21 protein-coding genes are annotated in these 19,219 nt (G+C 59.5%); 11 read left to right on the plus strand and 10 right to left on the minus strand.

Translation table 11 applies throughout. The features are described 5' to 3' along the window. Positions 1-22 precede the first annotated feature (22 nt). Together proC and ACVBEG_RS25770 are read right to left on the minus strand one after the other, a co-directional pair. On the minus strand, positions 23-841 hold the full coding sequence (gene proC, locus ACVBEG_RS25765; RefSeq protein ID WP_322176876.1) for a pyrroline-5-carboxylate reductase: 819 nt from the start codon (positions 839-841) through the stop codon (positions 23-25). 27 nt (positions 842-868) lie between these two features. Beyond that, entirely contained in the window at positions 869-1,555 is a 687-nt protein-coding gene (locus ACVBEG_RS25770; RefSeq protein ID WP_322176875.1) for a YggS family pyridoxal phosphate-dependent enzyme, read from the minus strand. Between the two features lie 55 nt (positions 1,556-1,610). Between ACVBEG_RS25770 and ACVBEG_RS25775 the strand changes: the two genes are divergently transcribed. Next, complete coding sequence (locus ACVBEG_RS25775; RefSeq protein ID WP_322176874.1) at positions 1,611-2,645, plus strand: type IV pilus twitching motility protein PilT; 1,035 nt, start codon at positions 1,611-1,613, stop codon at positions 2,643-2,645. Between the two features lie 86 nt (positions 2,646-2,731). Here ACVBEG_RS25775 and ACVBEG_RS25780 read toward each other — a convergent pair whose 3' ends face one another. Beyond that, a complete protein-coding gene (locus ACVBEG_RS25780) occupies positions 2,732-3,415 on the minus strand; it encodes a C40 family peptidase (RefSeq protein ID WP_322218438.1) in 684 nt (227 codons plus the stop codon). Between the two features lie 250 nt (positions 3,416-3,665). On the opposite strand from ACVBEG_RS25780, the gene ACVBEG_RS25785 reads away from it, so the two are divergent. The 6 genes from ACVBEG_RS25785 to ACVBEG_RS25810 all read left to right on the plus strand — a co-directional run bounded on the left by ACVBEG_RS25785 (position 3,666) and on the right by ACVBEG_RS25810 (position 9,399). Next, entirely contained in the window at positions 3,666-4,085 is a 420-nt protein-coding gene (locus ACVBEG_RS25785; RefSeq protein WP_322218436.1) for a TM2 domain-containing protein, read from the plus strand. A 308-nt stretch (positions 4,086-4,393) separates the two neighbouring features. Next, positions 4,394-5,230 carry a DUF4123 domain-containing protein gene (locus tag ACVBEG_RS25790; RefSeq protein WP_447108406.1) on the plus strand — a complete coding sequence of 279 codons (837 nt, stop codon included), beginning with the start codon at positions 4,394-4,396 and terminating at the stop codon, positions 5,228-5,230. Continuing rightward, positions 5,227-5,748, plus strand: a complete 522-nt coding sequence (locus ACVBEG_RS25795) for a DUF3304 domain-containing protein (RefSeq protein ID WP_447108407.1) — start codon at positions 5,227-5,229, stop codon at positions 5,746-5,748. The genes ACVBEG_RS25790 and ACVBEG_RS25795 overlap by 4 nt, the downstream gene beginning before the upstream one ends. Continuing rightward, a complete protein-coding gene (locus tag ACVBEG_RS25800; protein WP_447108408.1) occupies positions 5,733-6,290 on the plus strand; it encodes a DUF3304 domain-containing protein in 558 nt (185 codons plus the stop codon). The genes ACVBEG_RS25795 and ACVBEG_RS25800 overlap by 16 nt, the downstream gene beginning before the upstream one ends. Next, positions 6,275-6,832: a DUF3304 domain-containing protein gene (locus ACVBEG_RS25805; protein ID WP_447108409.1), complete on the plus strand. Its 558-nt coding sequence runs from the start codon at positions 6,275-6,277 to the stop codon at positions 6,830-6,832. The genes ACVBEG_RS25800 and ACVBEG_RS25805 overlap by 16 nt, the downstream gene beginning before the upstream one ends. Next, a complete protein-coding gene (locus tag ACVBEG_RS25810; protein WP_447108410.1) occupies positions 6,817-9,399 on the plus strand; it encodes a T6SS phospholipase effector Tle1-like catalytic domain-containing protein in 2,583 nt (860 codons plus the stop codon). Before ACVBEG_RS25805 ends, ACVBEG_RS25810 begins: the two co-directional genes overlap by 16 nt. Before the next feature lie 96 nt (positions 9,400-9,495). Here the strand turns inward: ACVBEG_RS25810 and ACVBEG_RS25815 are convergent, their stop codons facing one another. The 7 genes from ACVBEG_RS25815 to gshB form a co-directional block, all read right to left on the minus strand. Continuing rightward, the gene (locus ACVBEG_RS25815) at positions 9,496-10,767 is read right to left on the minus strand and encodes a dihydroorotase (protein WP_447108411.1); all 1,272 of its coding nucleotides are present in this window, start codon (positions 10,765-10,767) and stop codon (positions 9,496-9,498) included. Further along, positions 10,764-11,768 carry an aspartate carbamoyltransferase catalytic subunit gene (locus tag ACVBEG_RS25820; protein WP_330200982.1) on the minus strand — a complete coding sequence of 335 codons (1,005 nt, stop codon included), beginning with the start codon at positions 11,766-11,768 and terminating at the stop codon, positions 10,764-10,766. Before ACVBEG_RS25820 ends, ACVBEG_RS25815 begins: the two co-directional genes overlap by 4 nt. A gap of 22 nt (positions 11,769-11,790) precedes the next feature. Next, complete coding sequence (pyrR, locus tag ACVBEG_RS25825; RefSeq protein WP_322176866.1) at positions 11,791-12,306, minus strand: bifunctional pyr operon transcriptional regulator/uracil phosphoribosyltransferase PyrR; 516 nt, start codon at positions 12,304-12,306, stop codon at positions 11,791-11,793. A gap of 94 nt (positions 12,307-12,400) precedes the next feature. Next, positions 12,401-12,838: a Holliday junction resolvase RuvX gene (ruvX, locus tag ACVBEG_RS25830; protein WP_219063978.1), complete on the minus strand. Its 438-nt coding sequence runs from the start codon at positions 12,836-12,838 to the stop codon at positions 12,401-12,403. Beyond that, positions 12,838-13,407 (minus strand): YqgE/AlgH family protein, encoded by a 570-nt coding sequence (locus tag ACVBEG_RS25835; protein ID WP_322176865.1) that lies wholly within the window; start codon positions 13,405-13,407, stop codon positions 12,838-12,840. The genes ruvX and ACVBEG_RS25835 overlap by 1 nt, the downstream gene beginning before the upstream one ends. A gap of 64 nt (positions 13,408-13,471) precedes the next feature. Further along, complete coding sequence (locus tag ACVBEG_RS25840; RefSeq protein ID WP_407074604.1) at positions 13,472-14,374, minus strand: energy transducer TonB; 903 nt, start codon at positions 14,372-14,374, stop codon at positions 13,472-13,474. 131 nt (positions 14,375-14,505) lie between these two features. After that, positions 14,506-15,459 carry a glutathione synthase gene (gene gshB / locus ACVBEG_RS25845; RefSeq protein ID WP_322176864.1) on the minus strand — a complete coding sequence of 318 codons (954 nt, stop codon included), beginning with the start codon at positions 15,457-15,459 and terminating at the stop codon, positions 14,506-14,508. Positions 15,460-15,719: 260 nt separating this feature from the next. Between gshB and pilG the strand changes: the two genes are divergently transcribed. The 4 genes from pilG to ACVBEG_RS25865 all read left to right on the plus strand — a co-directional run bounded on the left by pilG (position 15,720) and on the right by ACVBEG_RS25865 (position 19,209). Continuing rightward, positions 15,720-16,130 (plus strand): twitching motility response regulator PilG, encoded by a 411-nt coding sequence (pilG, locus tag ACVBEG_RS25850; protein WP_219063982.1) that lies wholly within the window; start codon positions 15,720-15,722, stop codon positions 16,128-16,130. Between the two features lie 51 nt (positions 16,131-16,181). After that, a complete protein-coding gene (pilH, locus tag ACVBEG_RS25855) occupies positions 16,182-16,547 on the plus strand; it encodes a twitching motility response regulator PilH (RefSeq protein WP_322176863.1) in 366 nt (121 codons plus the stop codon). A 12-nt stretch (positions 16,548-16,559) separates the two neighbouring features. Next, positions 16,560-17,099 carry a chemotaxis protein CheW gene (locus ACVBEG_RS25860; RefSeq protein ID WP_322176862.1) on the plus strand — a complete coding sequence of 180 codons (540 nt, stop codon included), beginning with the start codon at positions 16,560-16,562 and terminating at the stop codon, positions 17,097-17,099. A 79-nt stretch (positions 17,100-17,178) separates the two neighbouring features. Next, a complete protein-coding gene (locus tag ACVBEG_RS25865; protein ID WP_322176861.1) occupies positions 17,179-19,209 on the plus strand; it encodes a methyl-accepting chemotaxis protein in 2,031 nt (676 codons plus the stop codon). Positions 19,210-19,219 lie beyond the last annotated feature (10 nt).

Raw genomic sequence — 19,219 nt, forward strand, 5'->3', positions numbered from 1 at the left:
TGCTCCTCAATGGCCTAAAAAGTTACTGGCCCAGCTGTTCGGCCATTTCTGCCGAACGATGCGCGGCAGCAGTGAGTGCTGTTTCGACCAGGGCTTCGAAGCCGCCAGCCTGGAAAGATTTGATAGCCGCTTCCGTGGTACCCGCAGGGGAGGTTACACGGCGGCGCAGCTCAGCGGCATCAACATCGCTGCCAGTGGCCATCAGTGCCGCGCCCAAGGCGGTCTGCAGGGTTAGTTGAGCAGCGGTCTCGCGCGGCAGGCCGAGTTTTTCGCCTGCGGCGGTCATGGCTTCGATCAACAGGAAAAAATACGCCGGACCACTGCCGGACACTGCGGTGACAGCGTCCAGCTGCTTTTCATCGTCCAGCCACAGCACAATGCCGACGGCCGACAGGAGTTGCCCGGCCTGCTCGCGTTGTTCGCTGGAAACACTGGCGGTGGCGTACAGGCCGCTCACGCCCTGGCGCAGGAGTGCCGGAGTATTGGGCATGCAGCGCACGATCGGGTGTTCACCCAGCCACTTGTTCATGCTGGCGCAGGTGATACCGGCGGCGATGGACACGACCAGTTGGCCGGGCTTGAGGCTTGGGCGCAATGCTTCGCACACGGCCTTCATCATTTGTGGCTTTACCGCGATCAGCACGACGTCCGCGCCTTCGATGGCCTGGGCGTTATCGGCGAACAGCTCAATGCCATGCTCGGCGGCGACTTTGGCGCGTTGCTCGGCGCCGGGATCGCTGGCACGAATCAGTGCCGCGTCCACGCCTTGGGCGCGCAACCCGCCGATCAGGCTGGTGGCCATGTTTCCGGCACCGATAAAGGCAATACGAGTGTTGCTCATGACTGAGTTCCTGTTAGCAAAATGGATTTATGGCTGGCCGTAATCGCGGGCACCAAAAAGAGCCGTTCCGATTCGAACCCAGGTTGCGCCTTGTGCAATGGCGGCTTCCAGGTCGTGGCTCATGCCCATGGACAGTGTGTCCAGCGGCAGGTTCAGGCTGTCTTGCAGGCGGCGTACCGTCGCAAAAGCAGCGTTTTGTTCCGCGCTGTCATCGGTGGGTTCGGGAATCGCCATCAGCCCGCGCAACTTCAAGCGCGGCAATGCGCTGATCGCGGCGGCCAAGGCGGGCAGGTCGGCCGGCGTGCAACCAGACTTGCTCGCTTCGCCACTGACGTTGACCTGAATGCAGATGTTGAGCGGCGGGAGCTCTGCGGGGCGTTGCTCGGACAGGCGTTGAGCGATTTTCAAGCGATCCACAGAGTGCACCCAGGCAAAGTGCTCGGCGATAGCGCGAGTCTTGTTTGACTGAATGGGGCCGATGAAATGCCAACACAAGGGCAGGTCAGCTAATTCAAGCTGTTTGCTCAAGGCTTCCTGCAAGTAGTTTTCGCCGAAGTCACGCAGTCCGGCGGCAAACGCCTCGCGCAAAGCAGCGGCAGGTTTGGTCTTGCTTACGGCCAGCAAGTGGATGGTCGATGGGTCGCGTTGCGCCGCAAGGGCTGCTGCGCGAATTCGCTCATCAACTTGGGAAACGTTGTCTGCTATCGTGGACATTGATTTGCGCCAGCAGGGCTAAGGTCTGCGGCATTCTATGTGATTGGGGAGCCCTATGGATATTACCGAGCTGCTGGCTTTCAGTGCCAAGCAGGGCGCGTCGGACTTGCATCTCTCCGCCGGGCTGCCACCGATGATTCGAGTCGATGGCGATGTACGGCGGATCAACCTGCCGGCGCTGGACCACAAACAGGTTCAGGAACTGATCTACGACATCATGAACGACAAGCAGCGCAAGGACTTTGAGGAGTTTTTGGAGACTGACTTTTCCTTCGAGGTGCCTGGTATTGCGCGGTTCCGGGTGAACGCTTTCAACCAGAATCGGGGTGCCGGTGCGGTGTTTCGGACTATTCCGTCGAAAGTCCTGACCATGGACGATCTCGGCATGGGAGAAGTGTTTCGCAAGATTACCGACGTGCCGCGCGGGCTGGTATTGGTTACCGGCCCGACCGGTTCAGGGAAGTCCACCACCCTGGCGGCGATGATCGATTACCTGAACAGTAACAAGCATCACCACATTCTGACGATTGAAGACCCGATCGAGTTCGTCCACGAGTCGAAGAAGTGCCTGGTCAACCAGCGCGAAGTCCATCGAGACACGTTGGGCTTCTCTGAGGCCTTGCGTTCGGCCTTGCGGGAAGACCCGGACATCATTCTGGTGGGTGAAATGCGTGACCTTGAAACCATCCGCCTGGCGCTGACCGCTGCGGAAACCGGGCATTTGGTGTTCGGCACGCTGCACACCACGTCGGCGGCGAAAACCATCGACCGGGTTGTCGATGTATTCCCGGCGCAAGAGAAATCGATGGTGCGCTCGATGCTGTCCGAGTCGTTGCAGGCCGTTATCTCGCAAACGCTGGTCAAGAAAGTCGGTGGCGGGCGGGTCGCCGCACACGAAATCATGATTGGTACACCGGCGATCCGTAACCTTATTCGCGAGGACAAGGTCGCGCAGATGTACTCATCGATCCAGACGGGAGGTTCGTTGGGCATGCAGACGCTGGACATGAGCTTGAAAGAGTTGGTGACCAGAGGCCTGATCACCCGCGAAGGTGCTCGGGAGAAGGCCAAGACGCCAGATAACTTCTAATAAGCGCGAGCTAATTGCGGGGGGAGAAGAAAGGATGCGCCGAAGGACACTCCGGCGCATTGCCTGCGTGAACGCAGGCTATACCGTCAACGCTGAGAGATGCGCAGGACGGGATCGTTCTTTGGCAGGACCCGCTTGGCGAGCACGTAATGGTCGTCCCAATAAGGCTTCTTCAGCGTATCGATCGACACTGCTTTGCCGCGACGAGGGGCATGGATGAAGCGGTCATTGCCCAGGTAAATGGCAACATGATTGACCTTGCTGCTCTTTATAGTGAAGAACAACAAGTCTCCCGGTTTCAAATCCTTGCGTTCAACTTTCTGCCCGTGGCCTGCAGCCATGGCATTCGAGGTGCGCGGTAAATCGGCTTCGTTCACATCGCGGAAAGCGTATTTGACCAGACCGCTGCAATCGAACCCTTTACTTGGGCTGCTGCCGCCCCAACGATAAGGAGTACCAAGCACATTCACTGCCCGGCTTAACACCGCGCTGCTCTGTTTGACCGGCATTTGTGCGACGGTGCCGGTTTTGCCTTTGTTCTTGGTTTTTGCAGCGGTTTTGCTCACGGATTTTCCGTGAGCGGGACGGTGACTTGTCCGGGTTGGAGCTGTTGGTTCGATGGAAGCGGTGGCTACGGGTGTTGGTGAAGAATGGGATTTTGCGGTGAAACCAGTGAAGCTTGGCGGTAACTGTTGCTCACGGTTGGTGGCGTGGGCGGCCAGCGGCATAAGCAGGCAAATAGTTAGCCATGTCTTGAAAATTGGACGCATTAGGCAGGGCTCTTATTGGTCAGCGCGCAACTTTATAACAGCTTTTTGCGTCGTTCTGACCCCGCTGGTCGAAACAAATGCGGAACGAACGTGCCCATTATTGCGGTAATGTGTCACATGGATTTTGGCAAAGCCCTTAATTACAAGGGGTTGCGCCAAGCTTTTAAGGTTTGTGCCATACGTCGGAGCTCCACATTAAAGTCACAAAATTTACAGATATTTTTTTCTATCAGCTTAAAAGAGGCAGTGAATGAACAGCTATCGTCAGGACATCCAACCTCAGGACACCCACAGCAAGATTCTTGGTTACCTGCTATGGATTGTTGGTTTTACCGGATCGCATCGCTTCTATTACGGCAAGCCAGTCACCGGAACTATCTGGTTTTTTACGTTGGGTCTGCTGGGTATCGGTTGGCTGATCGACCTGTTTTTGATCCCGAGCATGGACCGCGAAGCCGACCTGCGTTTTAACGCGGGTTCCATCGACTACAGCGTCGCCTGGATCTTGCTGACATTCCTTGGCGTGTTCGGCGTGCACCGGATGTACCAAGGCAAATGGATCACCGGGATCATCTATCTATTCACCGGCGGATTTTTTCTGCTGGGCGTGTTGTATGACTTCTGGACCCTGAATGACCAGATTTCTATCGAGAATGCGCGACGGGGGTAAAGCCAGTAATGCTCCCATCAAGCTAGCTGTAACTGATAGAAATTTTCTACAGTCGGTGGAACGACCGCGCCTTACTCGTGCAACGTTGCATCGCTATCGAATGCCCGCACACATTTTATTATTTCCATTTCCTTCAAATACCCCCCCCTGATATCCCCTAACCGCCCTTCTCACGAACGGCGGTTTTTTTGTAGGTCAACCTTTCAGACCTTTCCTGCAACACGGGACTGATTTGGCCTACAGACGATAAAAAACCTTTCGCTGACTATGCCTTGGACAACTTTCCTTACAAAAGGCAGGGCAGCGGAATGCCGAAACTGACTCATCAGCCCGCCATGGGCTTTGAAATCCCCGCGTGTCTGCGCGACCTGAAACAACACGCAGACGCAGCAAGCCTCGACCACCTCGACATGATCATCAACGCCACGTTGCTGGATTACCCCTTGCTGCAACGGCTGGCCGAACTCGACCCGCCGCCCTTGCACACACCGCTGCTTGAGGGCACGCCGGAACACGCACTGGCCGCACAAGGCCCTGTGCATGTTCGTGTGTTCTGGGCACATGCGGCCCAGGTGAACTGGCTGGGGACGTTTGTCAGGGCGTTCGAACGCGAGTCCCGCGTGCTGTCGCTGTTAAGCCCCTGGCCGTTCGACGCGTTGAGCGAGCACCTGCGTTATTACACCCAGGCGCATTGGGACAAAGGCGCCAAGAGCGGCATCCTGCGTTACTACGACAACCGGTTGTTCAAGCACATCAGTGGCGTGTTTATCGAAGACGCGGCTCGCGATTTCCATGCCCCCGTCATCAGTTGGCACTGGACCGACCGCGATCACAAAGCGCAGATCATCGGTGGCGACTACCTCCCCTTTCACGAATTTACCCGCCCCAGTACGCCCTTGATGATGGACGCGTTTCAGGTCGAATCCGTGTGCACCTGGAGTGCTGCCGAGCAATGGGAAGAAACCCACGGTCTGCGCAAACGGAACTACCGGGTCGGCAAGGAACAACGGGTATCCCTGCTGTATTTGGGGCACCTCGCCGCCAGTGACCGCCGCCTTAAAGGCGAGGAACACCGGGCATTTATGATCGAGTGGCTGGCCCAACACTTGCCCGAAGACCTGCCGCAGAACGGCGGCTTGGCATGAGGCGTCCGCTCGCGCTTTGCCTGCTGACCTGCCTTGCGCTGCAAGCCTGCAGCCAATCCCTGCCCGACCGACTGGGTGCGCCTATCGAGGGGTACAGCCATACCTCGGCGGCGATCAACTACTTCATGGTCAACGGCAACGGCGGGCCGAACATCGGGCCTTACGGCGGGGGCGGCAGCCAGAACTGCTGCGTGAGCCTGCCGCGCAAGTGGCATCCCGGCCTGACCGTGGTGGTGGAGTGGGAGAAGGATCCGACGCCGCACGCCTACGGCAAATGGCCTGAGCGCCCGTTCAGCGATGCTTGGAACAAGCGAATGCAGGAACACGAGTCTAAAAACACCCGCCATCGCGCCGTCGTGGAGGTGGCGCCGTATGAGCAACTTGGCCTGGTCAATGTGCATTTTCTGCCTTGCGATCAAGTCAAGGTCGCCGCCAGTCCTAGCTACCACGGTCGCCCCAATCATCCCTACAACTATCCTATGAAAATGGAAGAGCCTGCCGTATGTCCCGCACCCTAAAACCTGGCACCCCACGCCGAAGGCCAGCGCTTTGGGTGGCGGCTGCGCTCGCCTGCCTTGCGCTGCAAGCGTGCAGCCAATCATTGCCCGACCGGCTCGGCGCGCCCATCGAGGGGTACAGCCACACCTCGGCGGCGATCAACTACTTCATGGTCAACGGCAACGGCGGCCCGAACATCGGCCCTTACGGCGGGGGCGGCAGCCAGAACTGCTGCGTGAGCCTGCCCCGCAAGTGGCACCCCGGCCTGACCGTGGTGGTGGAGTGGGAGAAGGATCCGAATGTCGGTGCGTCACGGTATTGGGGTGTCCCCCCGTTTTCTGATGCGTGGCGTGCACGAATGAAAGAACACCGATCCAAATACACCCGCCATCGCGCCGTCGTGGAGGTGGCGCCGTATGAGCAACTCGGGTTGGTCAATGTGCACTTTCTGCCTTGCGATCAAGTCAAGGTCGCCGCCAGTCCCAGCTACCACGGTCGCCCCAATCATCCCTACAACTACCCCCTTAAAATGGAAGTCCCTGCCGTATGTCCCGCACCCTAAACCCTGGCGCCCCACGCCGAAGGCCAGCGCTTTGGGCGGCGGCTGCGCTCGCTTGCCTTGCGCTGCAAGCGTGCAGCCAATCATTGCCCGACCGACTTGGCGCGCCTATCGAGGGCTACAGCCATACCTCGGCGGCGATCAATTACTTCATGGTCAACGGTAACGGCGGCCCGAACATCGGCCCTTACGGCGGGGGCGGCAAGCAGAACTGCTGCGTGAGCCTGCCGCGCAAGTGGCATCCCGGGCTGACCGTGGTGGTGGAGTGGGAGAAGGATCCGACGCCGCACGCCTATGGCAAATGGCCTGAGCGCCCGTTCAGCGACGCTTGGAACAAGCGAATGCAGGAACACGAGTCTAAAAACACCCGCCATCGCGCCGTCGTGGAGGTGGCGCCGTATGAAGAACTCGGCGTCATCGATGTTCATTTCTTGCCCTGCAACCAAGTTGCCGTTTCGGCTGTCGCCGTTACGCCCGGCAACGCCGGTTATCCCTTCAACTACCCCTCCAAAATGGAAGAGCCCTCGGTATGTCCAGCACTTTGAATTCAGGTTCTCAACGCCCTGCCCCGGCGCCGTTAACGCCGACCCCGCCGTTCCCCAAAGAGGGGCTGCTGCCGCGCACGTCCGAGGATGTGGGGCTTAACTACCGCACACAATTTCGGCCCGAGCTTCTGGCCGGCTATGCGGCTGAACGCGCCGCCGAGGCGGCGGGTGAAACGTATACCGGCCCGCCGTGCATGAATGTGCTGAACATCTCCCTGTGTTTCGACGGCACCAACAACCACGAACCTTCAGACAAACTCGGTCAACCCCCGAGCACCAGCAACGTGGCGCGGCTTTACCACGCCAGCGTCGGTGCCGACTCAGGCACAGAGCAGAGCCGGGCGAACACAAACGGGTTTTACGCCTATTACATGCAAGGGGTCGGCACCGAGTTCAAGGAGATCGGCGAGTTCGAACCACGAGACCTGGGGCTGATCGGCGCGGTCGGCGGTGAGAACCGGATCAATTGGGGTATCACGCGCCTGCTGGATGCGGTGGGTCGGGCTTGCGGTGAACCACGTCTCAAACCTTCAGACGCCTATGAGTTGGTGCAGAAAATGGGCACCTCGTTCACTGAAGAGATGCTCGGCGCGACGTTGCTCAAGAGCGGTGACAGCCGTCGGCGAGAGGCCTTGCACGCGCCGTTGCTGGCGCTGCAAAAAAAGGTCGACTTTGTGCATGTGCGCAAGACCCAGCCGCGGATCATCGGCCTGCGCCTGTACGTGTATGGCTTTTCCCGGGGCGCCGCCGAAGCCCGGGCCTTTGCCACCTGGCTGGAAAGTTTGACCCAAGTCGAGGTCGAGGGTGAAACCTGTTACCTGTTTGCCGGCCTGCCGATCTGCATTGCCTTCCTGGGTTTGTTCGACACCGTGGCCTCCACCGGCATGGCCTACGCGATGCCGTTCGCCGAGGGCCATATGGGGTGGGCCGATGACTCCATGCGCCTGTCGGACTCGGAGAAGTTTTTGGAGCGCTGCGTGCATCTGGTCGCCGCCCATGAGCAACGCACCTGTTTCCCGGTGGACTCGATTCGGCGCAAGAACGACCCCGATGACCCGAGTTGCCCTTCGACCTACCGCGCCAACACGGTCGAATACCTGTACCCCGGCATGCACTCCGATGTCGGTGGTGGGTATTCGCCGGGCGATCAGGGCAAGTCGCTGGGCGGTCCTCAGGACGTAATGTCGCAACTTCCGTTGCAGCATATGTACGCTGAAGCCTACGCAGTCGGCGCTCCGTTGCAGGCGCCATCGATTGCACTCAGCGACGAGCAAAAAGCGAAATGGCCTTGGCTGGAAATGGACGCTAAAACATTCAAAGCCTTCGCCATCTCCGAAACCCTCACCCTCCGCTTCAACACCTGGCTCGCCCACCATAAAACCGGCCCGCTGGAAGGCGCCTTGGCCGGTGAGCAGGCGCTGTTGACGGGGTGGCGGATCAATCGTTATGGCAGCTATCACTTCAGGACAACCTCCGCCTACCAGCATGTCAACGGCAAGGACATGACCCAGGAAGAGTGGGATGCCCTTAAAGCACTGCATGAGCGACAGCTGGCCGAGAACAAGGCCAACCATGAGGGCCAACCGCTCAAGGAGTTGTCAGGCACCTCGCTGGCAACGCATCAGGAATATCGGGCGCTCAAACAGGGTTATGAACAACGCGTCGGCGCGGCACAACCCATCGACTTTAATACCCACAAAGCCTTTGAGCCCACGCTCGATCAGCGCCAGATGGACAGGGCCATGACCGAGTTCGGTCGCGACTATGACCCGAGCAACTGGTCGCTGGCGTTGGCCGGTGACGCCATCAGTTGGGCGACCATTCCTCATCTGCTGTTCGGGGGGTTGATATACCTGACCAACGAGCAGGATGAAGCCCAGGAATACCGTGACCTGCGCACCTCTGGTAACCAGGCTTACCTGGCGCTCTATGACTTAAAAACCGCCGAGCCCCTGACCGACACCGCTCGCACGCTCACCGACTTTTTCGACGAGCAGGTCCACGATTCACGCGCCTGGTTCATGAACTCAACGGCCTTGGGCGAGCGCGAAGTGTTCAGTGATTACTTCCGCTACCGCTGCATCTTTTTCGACACCGAATCCAACAAGTCCCTGTCGCCGGTGGCGAGGGCCGGGCAAGTGATTGGGGTGGGTATTGCGGTGGCCAGTGTCGGTTTAAGCATCAAGCGCCACGACCCGCGTTATCTGGTGGGTCTGCTGATTCCATCGCTGGGCATCCCCGTGTTTCGCGGCAAGGTGGGCTTTCCGCAAGTCAGCGCGTTTGATTCTGTCACGGGCATCGCCCTGCCGATGCTGGACAATCTCGACAACATTCGGGCGTTCAGCAAAGACCCTGGCGATATGCTGAAGTTGGTGAAAGCCTTGCCCACACCGCCAGCCCTCAGCGCAGAAACCGCGACCACGCCCGAGCTGCAAAAACTGCTCAAGGCCACGGAGGCGGCGAAGGCTTTAGCGAAGGTCAAGGATCTGCTCGACCGGTTGCCTGACGAATCGAAGATGGGGTTGTTGGATCAGGTGAAGGGAGCGTTGGGTAGCGGGGTGAGTTGATGACTGCTTCGCAGCGGGACGCATAGTTGCAAGACTACGTGTCCCGCTGCGAAGCAGTTTAAGCGGTGCATCTGACGCACCGCGATCAAGACCCAATCAGCTGCTGTAGCTGATCCGTCCATCCACCAGGGTGTAGCGCACGGCCCCTGGCAGGCAGTGGCCAAGGAACGGGCAGTTTTCGCCTTTGGACAGCCATTTCTCGCCAACAACAGTAGACGCCGTCGGATCGAACAGCACCAGATCCGCTGGCGCACCGACACGCAATTGACCGGCAGGCAGGCGCAAGGCTGCTGCAGGGCCCGCGCTGAGGCGTGCCAGCAGGGTAGGGAGGTCGAGCAGGCCGTCTGCGACCAACGTCATCGCCAGCGGTAATAGCAGCTCAACGCTGCTGATGCCCGGCTCGGTCGCACCGAACGGGGCCAGCTTGGCATCGCGTTCATGGGGTTGGTGATGGCTGGAGATGGCTTGAACCACCCCGGACTTAACGGCTTCACGCAGGCCATCGCGGTCGGCGCGGGTGCGCAGCGGCGGCTGGACGTGGTACAGGCTGGAGAAGTCGATCAGCGCTTCATCGGTGAGGATAAGCTGATACATCGCCACGTCGGCGGTGACCGGCAGCCCACGGGCCTGCGCCTGAGCGATCAGTTCCACACCGCGTGCACTGGTCAATTGGCTGAAGTGCGCACGCACGCCGCTTTGTTCCACCAGCAGCAGGTCCCGAGCCAAGGCCACGGTTTCGGCGGTCTCGGGAATGCCCGGCAAGCCGAGGAAGCTGGCAGTAGGGCCTTCATGGGCCAGACCCCCTTCAGCCAGATCGCGGTCCTGAGAATGGAAAATTACCGTCAGGTCGAAGGTCGCGGCGTATTCCAGTGCCCGACACAACGTCCGGGTATTGCGAAAACTGTCCAGACCATTACCGAAGGCGATGCAGCCCGCATCGCGCAAGGCAATCAGCTCGGCCAGTTGCTCGCCTTCCAGACCCTTGCTGAAGGCGCCGATGGGGAACACTTTGCAATTGCCGGCTTCGCGGGCGCGGTCGATGATCAGCTCGGCCACGGCGGAGGTGTCGAGCACGGGTTTAGTCCGTGGCGGGCAGCACAGGCTGGTGACGCCACCGGCTGCTGCAGCCCTGGTTTCGCTGGCGATGGAGCCTTTGCGGCTGTAACCCGGCTCGCGCAGGGCTACGTTGAGGTCGACCAGGCCGGGGGCGGCGACCAGGCCCTTGGCCTCGATCGTTTGGCTGGTAACGAAACCTGCTGGCGCCTCGCCGAAGGCGATAATTTTGCCGGCTTCCAGGTGCAAATCAATGACGTTGTCCAGACCGCTGGTGGGGTCGATGACGCGGGCGCCGAGGATGCTGAGCTTCACTGGGCGTTCTCCTGCTCGAATTGACGTTGTGCGGTTTGCCCGCTCATGGCCATGGACAGCACGGCCATGCGTACTGCGATGCCGTAGGTGACCTGGTTGAGGATTACCGAATGGGCGCCGTCGGCCACTGCCGACTCGATTTCGACGCCGCGGTTGATCGGGCCTGGGTGCATGACAATCACATCCGGTTTGGCGCCAGCCAGACGAGCGGTGGTCAAGCCGAACAGGCGATAGAACTCACCTTCGCTGGGCAACAGACCGCCCTGCATGCGTTCGCGCTGCAGGCGCAGCATGATCACCACGTCTACGTCTTTGAGGCCGGCAGCCAGGTCGGTGTAGACCTTGACCCCGTACTGCTCGACGCCTACCGGCAACAACGTTTTCGGCGCGACCACGCGGATGTCCGGGCAGCCGAGGGCTTTGAGCGCAATCATGTTCGAGCGCGCGACTCGCGAGTGCAGGATGTCGCCAACGATGGCCACAGAGAGGTTTTCGAAACCGCCTTTGTGCCGACGAATGGTGAGCATGTCGAGCATTCCCTGGGTCGGGTGCGCATGGCGGCCGTCGCCACCGTTGATGATCGCGACCTCCGGGCAGACATGTTCGGCGATGAAGTGCGCGGCGCCCGAGTCGCCATGACGCACGACGAACATGTCGGCGGCCATCGCTTCAAGGTTGCGCAGGGTGTCGAACAGCGTTTCGCCCTTACTGGTGGACGAGGTCGAGACATTCAGGGTGATCACGTCGGCCGACAGCCGTTGGGCAGCCAGTTCGAATGTGGTGCGGGTGCGGGTCGAGTTCTCGAAGAACACGTTGCACACCGTCTTGCCGCGCAGCAGCGGGACTTTCTTTACCGCCCGGGCGCCGACTTCCAGAAAGGAATCGGCGGTGTCGAGAATTTCGGTGAGTAACTCGCGGGGCAAACCGTCGAGCGAGAGAAAGTGGCGCAGCTGGCCCTGATGATTGAGCTGCAGTGGGCGCTTGGCGTCGATAGGCGTCATCGCAAGGACTCTTTATTAGGGGCTAGAGGGCGGCGGCAGAGAGGTTCTGGTATTCAAGTGCGAGCGGCGCGGGGCCGAGCAATTTTACCCGCTCATCGGGCGCCAGCGACAGGGTGGCGCCGACCACGTCGGGGCTAATCGGCAGTTCCCCGGCGTTAAGATCGAGCAGGCAGACCAGGGTCACGCTGGCCGGACGGCCGTAATCGAACAGTTCGTTGAGCGCAGCGCGGATGGTCCGGCCGCTCATCAGCACGTCATCGATCAGTACCAAGTGCTGGCCTTCGATCTCGAACGGCAGGGCCGAGGGACGCACTTGCGGGTGCAGGCCGCTCTGGCTGAAATCGTCGCGGTAGAAGGACACGTCCAGTGTGCCCAACGGCGACTGGCTGCCCAGCGCTTCAAGCAACGCCTGTGCGACCCAGATGCCGCCCGTGCGAATGCCGATATAACGCGGTTCAGTGATGTTGCGCTGGCTCAGATAGGCCTTCAGATCAATGGCCATCTGGCTGATCAGTGCGGCGGGATTGGGCAGGCTCATGGTTGCTCCTTCAGGGGCCTGAGCGTCTTTCACGCAGGTTGCTCAGGCTGAAAACTGGATGTCTATTCTTTCAATAAAGAGATCGATAAAGCGATCACGCGTCAAACAGGGCGCCGTTGGCATCCAGCCAGCCCTGTAACAACAGCGCGGCAGCAATGGCATCCACCGGGTTGTCGCGATAGCTGCCTTTCTGCCCGCCACGGGACAGACGCTCGCCCTTGGCTTCAAAGGTGGTCAGGCGCTCGTCGTGGGTATACACCGGCAGGTTGTAGCGGCCGTTGAGTCGACGCGAGAATTTTTCAGCACGGGCACTCATGTCGCTCGGCGTGCCGTCCATGTTTAGCGGCAGGCCGACGACAATGGCGTCGGGCTTCCATTCTCGGATCAATGCTTCGACCTTGTCCCAGTCCGGGATACCGTTCTGCGCTTTCAAGATGCACAGCTCGCGGGCCTGGCCGGTAATCACCTGACCAACGGCAACGCCGATCTGTTTGGTGCCGTAATCGAAGCCCAGCAAAAGACGTAAAGCCATCAGGCGTGGCCCGCCTGACTGGTCAGCAAGCTGAGATTGACGCCCAGGCCGGCCGCCGCCGCGTGGAGGCGATGCTCACTCGGGATATCGAACAGGATGGCCGGATCGAACGGGCAGGTCAGCCAGATGTTGGCGGCCAGCTCGGCGTCCAGTTGCCCGGCTTCCCAGCCCGCATACCCGAGGGTGATTACATGTTGATCCGGGCCGTAGCCGTCAGCGATAGAGAACAGCACATCCTGAGACGTCGACAGCGCGAGGCCGCCGAGTTCGACCGTTGCCTGAAACTGCGGTCCGCTCGGGTGCAGGACAAAGCCGCGATCGGTTTGCACTGGGCCACCGGTATGAATCGGGATGTGCTGGCAGCGCAATGGCGGTTCGGTTTCCGGGCGCAGTTGCTCAAGAATGTCCGCCAGCGTCAGGCCCTGTGGACGGTTGATCACCAGGCCCATGGCGCCATTTGCGTTGTGCTCGACGATGTAGGTCAAGGTGTGCGCAAAGTTCGGATCGGCCATGTGCGGCATGGCAATCAGGAAGTGATGCTTGAGGTAGCTTGCGGGGACGTTTTTCATGAGCCCTAGTGTGGCGCTGCCCGACGGGCCTGACAACTGGCTAATGTGATAGGTGTTCAGGTCTTCAGTTGCTGGACAGCTTATCGCCACGGGCGAAACGCCAGGTGCGAATGATCTCCAGTCGGTCGATGTCAGCCAGATCGCCGGTGAACGGCGCAAAAGGCGCCGCCAATCGCACAATACGTTGCGCAGCTTGATCGAGCAGCGGCTGACCGGACGACTCCAGCACTAATATTTCGAACAGGGAGCCATCGCGGTTGATCGACACCATCATCCGCAAATTACCGTACACCTGGTTGCGCCGCGCTTCTTCCGGATAGTTGAGATTGCCTATCCGTTCGATTTTTTTACGCCAGTCTTCTTTATACCAGGCGCCTTTGTCGCGCATGGTCGACGCAGCGCTGAGGCGATGGATCTTAGGGCGCTTGGCGTACAGCTGTTGTTCGTTGGAGAGCTCGGCTTCCAGGCTGGAAATTTCGCTGGTCAGCTGCGAGCTGTCAAAGGTCGGCGCGGCCTTGACGGCGGGTTCTTGTTTGATCTCTTCGCGCTTGGTCACGGTTTTCTGGGTTTTCTGCGCGGTGGTCGCGACCGCCGTTTTCGGTGCTACCTGCTTTTCCACCGGCTTGGCGGCAGGGGGTGGCGTCACCTTGTTGATCTTGGTGTCCTGAAATGGCGCCAGCTCGGTCGTCTTGGGGATCGCCTTCTTGTCCAGCGTGCCACTGCCCTGCTGATTATCCTGGGCGAGAAAATCGGCTTTTTTCGGCGGGGCTTCGCTTTTGAAGGTGGCGAGGGTGATTTCCAGGGTTTTGCTGATGTCTGGCGGTTTGACGTAAGCGAAGCCCACACCGAGGATCAGTGCTACGTGGATCAGCGCTGCAATCATCAGGGTAAACCCAAGCCGATCAGCCGGGCGCACGCCAGCACGGGCGAGTTCAGGGGGCAGATCGTCGGCCAAAGCGTTCATCATCAGTCCAACATTTTCACAAGCCGCGCATGATAGCGCACTGTCGCAAATACTGCGGTGTGCGCTGGTCTGGAGCAGGCCGGATCGGCCTCATTCCTGTGCAACCCGCACGGGGATCAGGCCGGGGATAGCGTTTACCTGGCCTTGAGCTTCTTCTCGATGGCATCCATCAGCATGGACGCAATGTTGGTGCCGAAGGCATTGTCGATTTCACGAATGCACGTCGGGCTGGTGACGTTGATTTCGGTGAGGTGCTCGCCGATGATATCGATGCCTACGAATAGCAGGCCTCTTTCACGCAGTGTCGGGCCGACTTCGGCCGCGATCCAGCGGTCATGCGGGGTCAAGGGGCGGGCTTCGCCACGACCACCGGCGGCCAGGTTGCCACGGGTTTCGCCAGCGGCCGGGATACGTGCGAGGCAGTAAGGCACGGGCTCGCCGTCAATCATCAGGATGCGTTTGTCGCCGTCCTTGATCGCTGGCAGGTAACCTTGGGCCATAATCTGCTGCGTGCCATTGGCCGTCAGGATTTCGAGGGTCACCGACAGGTTTGGATCGCCCTCGCGGTGGCGGAAGATGGATGTGCCGCCCATGCCGTCCAGCGGTTTGAGAATCACATCGCCATGCAGTTCGGCGAATTCGCGCAAGATGTCCATACGGCGGCTGACCAGAGTCGGCGGCGTGCATTGCGGGAACAGCGTGGCAAATAGCTTCTCGTTGCAGTCACGCAGGCTCTGTGGGCGGTTGACCACCAGTACGCCGGCGCGTTCAGCTTGTTCGAGCAGGTACGTGGAGTACACGAACTCCATATTGAACGGCGGATCCTTACGCATCAGGATCACGTCGAGGTCGTCCAGGCCGCTGTCGATTTCGGCTCCCAGTTCGAACCAGTGTTCGGGGTCGGCGAAGACTTTCAGTGGTTTCATCCGGGCGCGTGCCTGGCCGGCGTTTTGGTACAAATCGTGCTGTTCCATATAGAACAGCGACCAACCGCGATCCTGGGCGGCAAGGAGCATGGCCAGCGAGCTGTCCTTTTTATAGGAGATGTCCTCGATGGGGTCCATGACAATCCCTAGGCGAACGCTCATGGGCAATATCCTCTGTCGGTAAGGGCCGCTTGGGCCTGAAAATAGGCGTCAGGGTGGCGCCGTGCATGCGCTGGGTCAAGAGGCAAGCGCGCAGCGTCGGGCTTTATGGATTGCGTCTGGAGAGTGTGCTAAAAAGGCTCGGCACTTGGCCTTGGGCCCCGTTAATTAAGGGGCTGGGGGCTCATGGTAGCTCCATGTCAGCCTGAAGACGCCGGGCACAACGCAGCAAATCGACTCGCCGCGGCGATGGTAGAGCAAACATGGAACAGCATTCCACAGCTTTGAAAGTGATGATCATCGACGATTCGAAGACGATTCGCCGCACCGCAGAGACGTTATTGAAGAACGTCGGTTGCGAAGTCATCACCGCGATAGACGGGTTCGATGCGCTGGCGAAGATCGCCGACAATCACCCGCGAATCATTTTCGTCGACATCATGATGCCGCGCCTGGATGGCTATCAGACCTGTGCACTGATCAAGAATAACCGGGCATTCAAGTCAACGCCGGTGATCATGCTGTCCTCCAGGGATGGCCTGTTCGACAAGGCCAAGGGCCGGATAGTCGGCTCAGACCAGTTTCTGACCAAGCCTTTCAGCAAGGAAGAACTACTGAACGCGATCAAGGCCCATGTGCCGGAGTTCGTTGCAGTAGAACAACAAGTATCTTGATGCCCTGTGACCCTGGCGGGTCGAGAGCATCCATTGCGTATGGGGAATACCATGGCTCGAATTCTGATCGTTGATGATTCGCCGACTGAAATGTACAAGTTGACCGGCATGCTGGAAAAGCACGGTCATCACGTCTTGAAAGCCGAAAACGGCGCTGATGGCGTTGCCCTGGCCCGTCAGGAAAAACCCGACGCGGTGCTCATGGATATCGTGATGCCCGGTCTCAATGGTTTCCAGGCCACGCGCCAGCTGACTAAAGACGCTGACACCAACATGATTCCGGTGATCATCATCACGACCAAGGATCAGGAAACCGATAAAGTCTGGGGCAAGCGCCAGGGCGCGCGTGATTATCTGACCAAGCCGGTGGACGAAGAAACCCTGATGAAAACCCTGAATGCGGTATTGGCCGGCTGACGGTCCGCACTCATGGCTGAGTCGCAAACCGCCTTCCAGTTGCTCCTTGAAATCGATCAGCGCTGTCGCTCTCTCGCGGCCGGTCTGCCTTTGCAGGAGACGCGACTGCAAGACTGGAGCGGGATCGGTTTTCGCATGGGCGATCAGTGTTACGTGGCGCCCATGGGGGAGATCAGCGAGATCCTGCATGAGCCGCGTTACTCCGTATTGCCTGGGGTAAAGCCTTGGGTCAAGGGTGTGGCCAACCTGCGGGGGCGGTTGCTGCCGATCATGGATTTGTGTGCGTTTTTTGATCATGAGTTGTCGCCTGTGCGCAAGCAGCGGCGGGTGCTGGTGGTCGACTATCAAGATGTGTTCGCCGGGCTGATGGTCGATGAAGTATTGGGTGTGCAGCATTTCAATCAACGCAGCCTGATGCCTGAGCCACTTGTGGCGTTCGAAGCGGGGGTCGCGCCGTTCATTCAGGGGCAGTTCTTACGTGAACAGGCCTGGTTGGTCTTCAGCCCGCATGCGCTGGCGCAATCACCGGGCTTCATGGATGTCGCGCTGTAACGTTTTTCGGCGGGCCTCGACGGGCCCTTTTTTATTTCCGGGATGAATAGATGTTGCTGGCCAGGCGGGGCCCTGAATAATGAGCAAGACAGGTAGGTCATTGGAGGGTGAGCGCAGTCGGTCGCAGATCGCCGCGCTGTTTGTCGCCCTGATCATTTTTATCATGTTGCTGTTCGCTAACTTCGCCTACCTCAACACGCAGTCGAATTACGATAAACAGTACATCGGCCACGCAGGCGAGCTGCGCGTGTTGTCTCAGCGAATCGCCAAAAACGCCTCCGAAGCCGCCGCGGGCAAGGCGCCTGCGTTCAAGCTGTTGGCCGACGCACGCAACGATTTTGATCTGCGCTGGGGTTTCCTGAAAAAAGGTGACAAGGCCACGGGGTTGCCGTCGGCGCCGTCAGCCGTGAGTCAGGAAATGCAGGCCGTGCAGAAGGACTGGGAGAGTCTGCGCAAGAGCACCGACGTGATTGTCGCCAGTGAACAGACCGTTCTGTCCCTGCATCAAGTGGCGGCAACCCTGGCCGAAACCATTCCGCAGTTGCAGGTCGAGTACGAAAAAGTCGTCGACAGCCTTCTGCAAAATCATGCGCCGGCCAGTCAGGTGGCGGTGGCGCAGCGTCAGTCGCTGTTGGCTGAGCGAATTCTCGGTTCGGTCAACACTGTACTGTCCGGGGATGACACCGCGGTGCAGGCCGCCGATGCGTTCGGTCGCGACGCAAGCCTGTTTGGCCGGGTGCTCAATGGCATGATTGAAGGCAATCCGGTGATGAACATCACCCAGGTCCAGGACCACGATTCCCGTGTGCGCCTGACCGAAATTGCCGAGCTGTTCCAGTTCGTTTCAGGCTCCGTGGATGAAATTCTCGAAACTTCGCCCGAGCTGCTTCAAGTGCGTGAATCGGCCAGCACTATCTTCACCACCTCGCAAACCCTGCTCGATGAAGCGTCGGTGCTGGCCGATCATTTTGAGCACCTGGCCAGTGGGCGTTCGATGCACAGCATCGGCGGCTACCTGCTGGGCCTGCTGGCCTTGATGTCGATCATTTTGATCGGCATCGTGATGGTGCGCGAAACCAACCGGCAGTTGCGCGAAACCGCCGAGAAGAACGAGCGCAATCAGCACGCGATCATGCGTCTGCTCGATGAGATCGAAAACCTCGCCGACGGTGATCTGAGAGTCGCCGCGTCCGTGACCGAAGACTTCACCGGGGCAATTGCCGACTCGATCAATTACTCCATCGACCAGTTGCGCGACCTGGTGGCCACGATCAACCTGACTGCGGAGCAAGTCGCGTCAGCGGTTGCAGATACTCAGACCACGGCCATGCAGTTGGCGGCGGCGTCCGAGCATCAGGCGTTGCAGATTGCGGCTGCCTCGACCGCGATCAATAACATGGCGATTTCCATCGATGAGGTCTCGGCCAATGCGTCGGAGTCGTCGGCGGTGGCGGAGCGTTCGGTGGCCATTGCCAATAAAGGTAACGAGGTGGTGCATAACACCATCAACGGTATGGACAACATCCGTGAGCAGATTCAGGACACTTCCAAGCGGATCAAACGTTTGGGCGAGTCTTCCCAGGAAATCGGCGACATTGTCAGCTTGATCGATGATATTGCCGATCAGACCAACATTCTGGCCCTCAATGCGGCGATACAAGCCTCGATGGCCGGGGATGCCGGACGTGGCTTTGCGGTGGTTGCCGACGAAGTGCAACGGCTGGCAGAGCGCTCTTCGTCGGCCACCAAGCAGATTGAGACCCTGGTTCGGGCCATTCAGAACGACACCAACGAGGCGGTCATCTCCATGGAGCAGACGACCAGCGAAGTGGTGCGCGGCGCCCGACTGGCGCACGATGCCGGGGTGGCACTGGAGGAAATCGAGGGTGTTTCGAAAACCCTCGCGGCGTTGATTCAGAGCATCACCAACGCTGCGCAGCAGCAGGCGTCCTCTGCGGGGCAGATTTCCCGGACCATGAGCGTGATTCACCAGACCACGACACAAACGACGTCTGGCACCACGGCCACGGCGGAAAGTATCGGCAACCTGGCGAAAATGGCCAGCGAGATGCGGCGTTCGGTGTCTGGTTTTACCTTGCCACCGTCGTAAGGCCCTGGTT

Source organism: Pseudomonas sp. GG8 (assembly GCF_052976945.1).

Coding starts and splice junctions, on each gene's coding strand:
- pilG (WP_219063982.1), top strand. CDS start 15,720: ATGGAACAGCATTCCACAGCTTTGAAAGTGATGATCATCGACGATTCG.
- ACVBEG_RS25860 (WP_322176862.1), top strand. CDS start 16,560: ATGGCTGAGTCGCAAACCGCCTTCCAGTTGCTCCTTGAAATCGATCAG.
- ACVBEG_RS25865 (WP_322176861.1), top strand. CDS start 17,179: ATGAGCAAGACAGGTAGGTCATTGGAGGGTGAGCGCAGTCGGTCGCAG.
- pyrR (WP_322176866.1), bottom strand. CDS start 12,306: ATGAGCCTGCCCAATCCCGCCGCACTGATCAGCCAGATGGCCATTGAT.
- ACVBEG_RS25835 (WP_322176865.1), bottom strand. CDS start 13,407: ATGAAAAACGTCCCCGCAAGCTACCTCAAGCATCACTTCCTGATTGCC.
- ACVBEG_RS25770 (WP_322176875.1), bottom strand. CDS start 1,555: ATGTCCACGATAGCAGACAACGTTTCCCAAGTTGATGAGCGAATTCGC.
- ACVBEG_RS25810 (WP_447108410.1), top strand. CDS start 6,817: ATGTCCAGCACTTTGAATTCAGGTTCTCAACGCCCTGCCCCGGCGCCG.
- ACVBEG_RS25840 (WP_407074604.1), bottom strand. CDS start 14,374: ATGATGAACGCTTTGGCCGACGATCTGCCCCCTGAACTCGCCCGTGCT.
- ACVBEG_RS25785 (WP_322218436.1), top strand. CDS start 3,666: ATGAACAGCTATCGTCAGGACATCCAACCTCAGGACACCCACAGCAAG.
- ACVBEG_RS25800 (WP_447108408.1), top strand. CDS start 5,733: ATGTCCCGCACCCTAAAACCTGGCACCCCACGCCGAAGGCCAGCGCTT.
- ACVBEG_RS25775 (WP_322176874.1), top strand. CDS start 1,611: ATGGATATTACCGAGCTGCTGGCTTTCAGTGCCAAGCAGGGCGCGTCG.
- gshB (WP_322176864.1), bottom strand. CDS start 15,459: ATGAGCGTTCGCCTAGGGATTGTCATGGACCCCATCGAGGACATCTCC.
- ACVBEG_RS25780 (WP_322218438.1), bottom strand. CDS start 3,415: ATGCGTCCAATTTTCAAGACATGGCTAACTATTTGCCTGCTTATGCCG.
- ACVBEG_RS25795 (WP_447108407.1), top strand. CDS start 5,227: ATGAGGCGTCCGCTCGCGCTTTGCCTGCTGACCTGCCTTGCGCTGCAA.
- ACVBEG_RS25820 (WP_330200982.1), bottom strand. CDS start 11,768: ATGACGCCTATCGACGCCAAGCGCCCACTGCAGCTCAATCATCAGGGC.
- ruvX (WP_219063978.1), bottom strand. CDS start 12,838: ATGGCTTTACGTCTTTTGCTGGGCTTCGATTACGGCACCAAACAGATC.
- pilH (WP_322176863.1), top strand. CDS start 16,182: ATGGCTCGAATTCTGATCGTTGATGATTCGCCGACTGAAATGTACAAG.
- proC (WP_322176876.1), bottom strand. CDS start 841: ATGAGCAACACTCGTATTGCCTTTATCGGTGCCGGAAACATGGCCACC.
- ACVBEG_RS25790 (WP_447108406.1), top strand. CDS start 4,394: ATGCCGAAACTGACTCATCAGCCCGCCATGGGCTTTGAAATCCCCGCG.
- ACVBEG_RS25805 (WP_447108409.1), top strand. CDS start 6,275: ATGTCCCGCACCCTAAACCCTGGCGCCCCACGCCGAAGGCCAGCGCTT.